Genomic DNA, 4,441 nt, shown 5'->3' on the forward strand with positions numbered 1-4,441 from the left:
TCCGCGTCCGGGGCGGGCGCCAGCTCGCGCAGCGCCAGCGACACCGCCTCGGGCCTGGCCGCCCGGACCACCGCCATCTGTTCGTCCGGCGCGTAGCGGCCCACGGCCTCGGTCGTGATCTGCACCACCATGCGCCCGCCGACCTCGCGGCGCACGGCCGCCGTGGCCCGGGCATAGGCGTCGCCATCGAGGAGGTGGCGGCCGCCGGCGTCCCGGACATGCAGATGCAGGACGGACGCGCCGCGCGCGGCGCACAGGGCCGCGTCGCGTGCAAGCTCCTCCGCGGTCATGGGCAGGGCCGGGTGGTCGCCATGCGTCCGCCGGGCGCCGTTGGGCGCGACCGCGACGATCACGGGGCGCCGGGGCGCGCGGGTGTTCACGTCCCGTCGGGGAGGATGGATCGTTTCGGCCGGCATCGCATGCGGGATCATCTCGGCAGGACATGATGCACTTGTCGCGCCGCCGATCAAGCGGCCGTCCGCATGCCGATGAATTCGACTGCGGGCAGCGGTCGAGGCGCGGCTTGCCATTTCATGCCGAATTGTCATAATTCCTGCGCGAAAGACATGCCGGACAGCGGGAAGACAGGATGGAAGACAATGTGCTGCGCGTGCTGCGCGAGCGGGCGGGGCTGACCCAGGGGCAGCTCGCCGACCGGGCGGGTACGTCGCAGGGGCAGATCGCCAAGCTGGAGCGCGGGGAGCGCAAGCTCACCGTCGACTGGGCGGTGAAGCTGGCGCGCGAACTCGGGGCGGAGCCGATCGACCTGCTGCCGGCGGTGTCCGGCGAGGCCGCGCCGCGGCCCCCGGCGCGCGCGAGCGTTCCGGCGGCACCCGTGCTGCGCCACCAGGCGGCCAGGGCCCTGCCGGTGCGCGCGGCGGCCCGTGGCGGCGTCGACCAGGAGATGTACCTGGAGGATGGCCCGATCGACTGGGTCGGCTGCCCGGACTGGCTGGTCAACGCCCCCGACGCCTATGCGATGTACGTCGTCGGCGATTCCATGTCGCCGCGCTTCCGGCCGCGCCAGCTGCTGTTCGTCTCGCCGCGCCGGCCGCCGGCTGCCGGCGACGGCGTGATCGTGGTCAAGAAGTCCCAGGCCGTGTTGATCAAGGAACTCGTCGGTTACGGCTCCGACGGCGTGGTTCTGCGGGAGTACCACCCCGCCCTGCGCGACTTCGTCGTTCCGACGGTGGAGATCGACGTCGTCCACACCGTGACCGGGCTGCGCGAACCGGCCTGAGTGTGGAATAATCCAAGAATATTCCAAAGTGGATTGACAGCGAGGTCAGGGTTGGAATACGGTTGGTCTGTCTCCGGCGTGTCGGAGGCGTTCCCTCCCTGACCTGCCCCGGTGCTTCGGCACCGGGGTCCTTTCGGACCGACGACATGGCCCATCGGCTTTCCCTCGACGCCGCCGCGCACGCCTACTGGCGGGCATCACGTGCGATCCGCTGCGAAACGGCGCCGGAGCAGCCGGCCGAGACCGCCATTCTCACCCTGATCGACATGGCCGGGTTCCTGGCTGAATCGCACCCGCCGGTGGCGGCGCGGGCCGCGTCGGCATTGCGCGACCTTGGCCTGATGACGCGCGCCTGACCGGCTGCCCGCCGGCCATCACCCCACTTCTCCTGCCTTCTCCGGATGAACTCCTATGCATCGCATCGATACTGCAAGCCGCGCGGTCGATCTCTTCGGCCCGGGCAAGCACGGTTTCAAGAACGGCGATCCGCTTTCGGGCGATCCGGCGACGGCTCTGAATGCCGACTGGTTCAATGGGATCCAGGAAGAACTGGCCGCCGCCATCGAAGGGACGGGAGCGACGTTGAACGCCGCATCCAGCACCCAGCTCCTCGAAGCGATCCGCGCTCTCGCCCCCCCAAGTTTCCGGAATCTGCTGATCAACGCGGCCTTCCTGGTCAACCAGCGCGTATATGTCAGCGGCGCCGCGACCATGGCCTCCAACCAGTACACGCTGGATCGTTGGCGCGTCGTGACGAACGGCCAGTCCGTGGCCTTTTCCGCCGACGAGATCGTCGCCCCGGCAGGCGGAGTGGAGCAGGTGGTCGAGGGATCGAACATCGAGACGGGCAGTTACGTGCTCGACTGGCTCGGCACCGCGACGGCAACCGTCAACGGCGTCCTCGTCGCCAAACGTGGCGCGGTCTCTTTGACGTCCGGCAGCGACGCGACGGTGCGCTTCATCGGAGGCGCCGTTCGCTGTCCGCAACTGGAGCGCGGGACGATCGCAACCCCCTTCGAGCGTCGACCGTTCGGGGCCGAACTGGCCCTGTGCCAGCGATACTACGAGAAGTCGTACGACTTGGCGGTAGCTCCGGGCACGCCGAACGCCTATGCCGGCGCATCCGCTGCGCCGACCCAGAACGGGGCTCTGGGCGCGGTGGTGATCGGTGTCCGGTTCCAGACCCGAAAGCGCGTGACGCCGGTCGTCGCAACGTATAGCCCGGAAACCGGCACAGTTGCGCACATGAGGGATGGTACCGGGACGCCGTCTGCGATTTCCATAGGAGGCTCGGTCGGCCAGACCGGGTTCAGGGCTTACAACTCGGGATTTGCACTTGCTGCGAATTCCGAAGCGCGGATGCATTGGGTTGCCGATGCCGAGCTTTGACCGGCCACCTTTCAGCTGCTGGTCATGAGTTCGATCGGAAGCCTGCACAAAAAGAAAGGGCCGAAGCCCAACGGCATCGGCCCAAGTTGAACAGGGAGGCTTCACGTCTGGGAGACGCAGGGTCCGAAGACCCAACCCCGGGCGGGGCCCGGAGTGAAACTGTGGATGCTGCGTCGCAACATCCACAGCCAATTAATTAGTCATTCCTTGCCCAATTTCCACGCATGATTTGTTAATCCCCCTATGCAGTCCGTGCATGGCTTCCCGCAGGTGCGAAATCCGCCTGTCCCGCCTCAGAGCAGCAGGCTTTCCGCCAAGTTCCGGCTCTTCGGCGGCCCTGGACAGGGAAAGGCTTTGACTGCCGGGATCTTGTCCCGATCCGGATTTCGAGCCGGATCGGGTTCCTTCATTTGCCTAAAATGTAATCTAGCGAGCGACTCGACGGCACGAGATCAGAACTGGGTCTCGGCAACTTTGCGCACGAGGAAGTCGCGGAACACGGCGATGCGTTTCGAGTGGCGCAGTTCTTCCGCGTAGACGAAGTAGCTCTCGACCTTGGGGCCGTTCAGCTCCGGCAGCACGCGGACGATGCCGTCCCGCCCGTCGATCATGTAGTCGGGCAGGGCGGCGATGCCGAGCCCGCTCTCGACCGCCTGGTAGATGGCGTAGACGTTGTTGACCCGCATCGCGGCCGTGCGCCCGCCCGCGGGCGGACTGCCCGCCTCCAGCAGCCAGTTGATGTTGGCGACCGGCGAGCGCACCTCGGTCGGGTAGGCGATGATGTCGTGGGCATCGAGATCGGCCACCGACTGCGGCATCCCCTTGCGCTGCAGGTAGGACTGGTGCGCGTAGACGTGGAAGCGGATCGTCATCAGGTGGCGCTGGATCAGGTCGGGCTGGCGCGGCAGGCTCATCCGGATCGCGATGTCGGCCTCGCGCATGCCGAGGTCCAGCTCGGTGTCGTCGAGCAGCAGCGTGAGCTGGATGTCGGGATAGAGCGGCAGGAACTCCTGCAGGCGCGGCGTCAGCCAGGTAGTTCCGAACGCCACCGTCGTCGTCACCTTGAGCGGGCCCTTCGGGTGCTCCCGGCTTTCCGACAGCATCGCCTCGGTCATCGACAGCTTCGCGAAGACCTCGCGCGCGGTCCGGAACAGCAACTCGCCCTGCTCGGTCAGGATCAGGCCGCGCGCATGCCGATGGAACAGCGGCACGTTGAGGCTCTCCTCCAGCGCGCTGATCTGCCGGCTCACGGCCGACTGGCTGAGGTTCAGTGTCTCGCCGGCATGCGTGAAGCTGCCGGCTTCGGCCACCGCGTGGAAGACCCGAAGCTTATCCCAGTCCATGAAACGTCCCGTAGGACCGGCGCGCGGCGGCCCGGCCCGTCAGTGCAGGTTCTCGATAGGGCCGGAAAGGCCCGCGCGGGCAATGATATACCGCAATATACGGGCCGGTCACCTACGACCGGAGTTGCCGGGGCAAAGTGGGGTCGGCGAGCCCGTCGGAGAGACCGCACACCCCCGGCTGCAAGGCCGCAGCGGCCGGCGCGGGGGGCCGTGCCGGCGCCGGGTCGCCGAATCGGGGACGGGGCCTCGATCGGGGGCGGGGCCTCGGCCGCTACTCCCAGGCCCCGATCATCTGCTGGCGGCCCTTCTCGGCCTGCGCCTCGTCGGGCGGCCCCTCGTGCTCGGCCAGGAACTTCTCGGCCTCGAGCGCCGCCATGCAGCCCATGCCGGCGGCCGTGACCGCCTGGCGGAACACCTTGTCCTTCACGTCGCCCGCCGCGAACACGCCGGGCACGTTCGTGGCCGTGCG

Annotated in this window: 5 protein-coding genes and 1 pseudogene; 3 read left to right on the forward strand and 3 right to left on the reverse strand. The window is 68.0% G+C overall.

Annotated elements, in window-relative coordinates:
- The coding region (locus tag VGO20_RS16055) for a 3-keto-5-aminohexanoate cleavage protein (protein ID WP_327503384.1) at positions 1 to 380 on the reverse strand (380 nt) is incomplete at its 3' end.
- 209 nt (positions 381 to 589) lie between these two features.
- On the opposite strand from VGO20_RS16055, the gene VGO20_RS16060 reads away from it, so the two are divergent.
- The 3 genes from VGO20_RS16060 to VGO20_RS16070 all read left to right on the forward strand — a co-directional run bounded on the left by VGO20_RS16060 (position 590) and on the right by VGO20_RS16070 (position 2,629).
- Positions 590 to 1,240, forward strand: a complete 651-nt coding sequence (locus VGO20_RS16060) for a helix-turn-helix domain-containing protein (protein ID WP_327503385.1) — start codon at positions 590 to 592, stop codon at positions 1,238 to 1,240.
- A gap of 146 nt (positions 1,241 to 1,386) precedes the next feature.
- Positions 1,387 to 1,596, forward strand: coding sequence for a hypothetical protein (locus VGO20_RS16065; protein WP_327503386.1), 210 nt, complete (start codon positions 1,387 to 1,389; stop codon positions 1,594 to 1,596).
- Positions 1,597 to 1,651: 55 nt separating this feature from the next.
- Positions 1,652 to 2,629 (forward strand): hypothetical protein, encoded by a 978-nt coding sequence (locus tag VGO20_RS16070; RefSeq protein ID WP_327503387.1) that lies wholly within the window; start codon positions 1,652 to 1,654, stop codon positions 2,627 to 2,629.
- Between the two features lie 452 nt (positions 2,630 to 3,081).
- On the opposite strand, the gene VGO20_RS16075 is transcribed toward VGO20_RS16070, so the two are convergent.
- Together VGO20_RS16075 and VGO20_RS16080 are read right to left on the reverse strand one after the other, a co-directional pair.
- Complete coding sequence (locus tag VGO20_RS16075) at positions 3,082 to 3,972, reverse strand: LysR family transcriptional regulator (RefSeq protein ID WP_327503388.1); 891 nt, start codon at positions 3,970 to 3,972, stop codon at positions 3,082 to 3,084.
- 271 nt (positions 3,973 to 4,243) lie between these two features.
- Positions 4,244 to 4,441, reverse strand: a pseudogene (locus VGO20_RS16080) (thioredoxin-disulfide reductase); the annotation flags it as partial.

This window comes from Arenibaculum sp. (genome assembly GCF_035998295.1).
GTDB lineage: Bacteria > Pseudomonadota > Alphaproteobacteria > Azospirillales > Azospirillaceae > DASYHS01.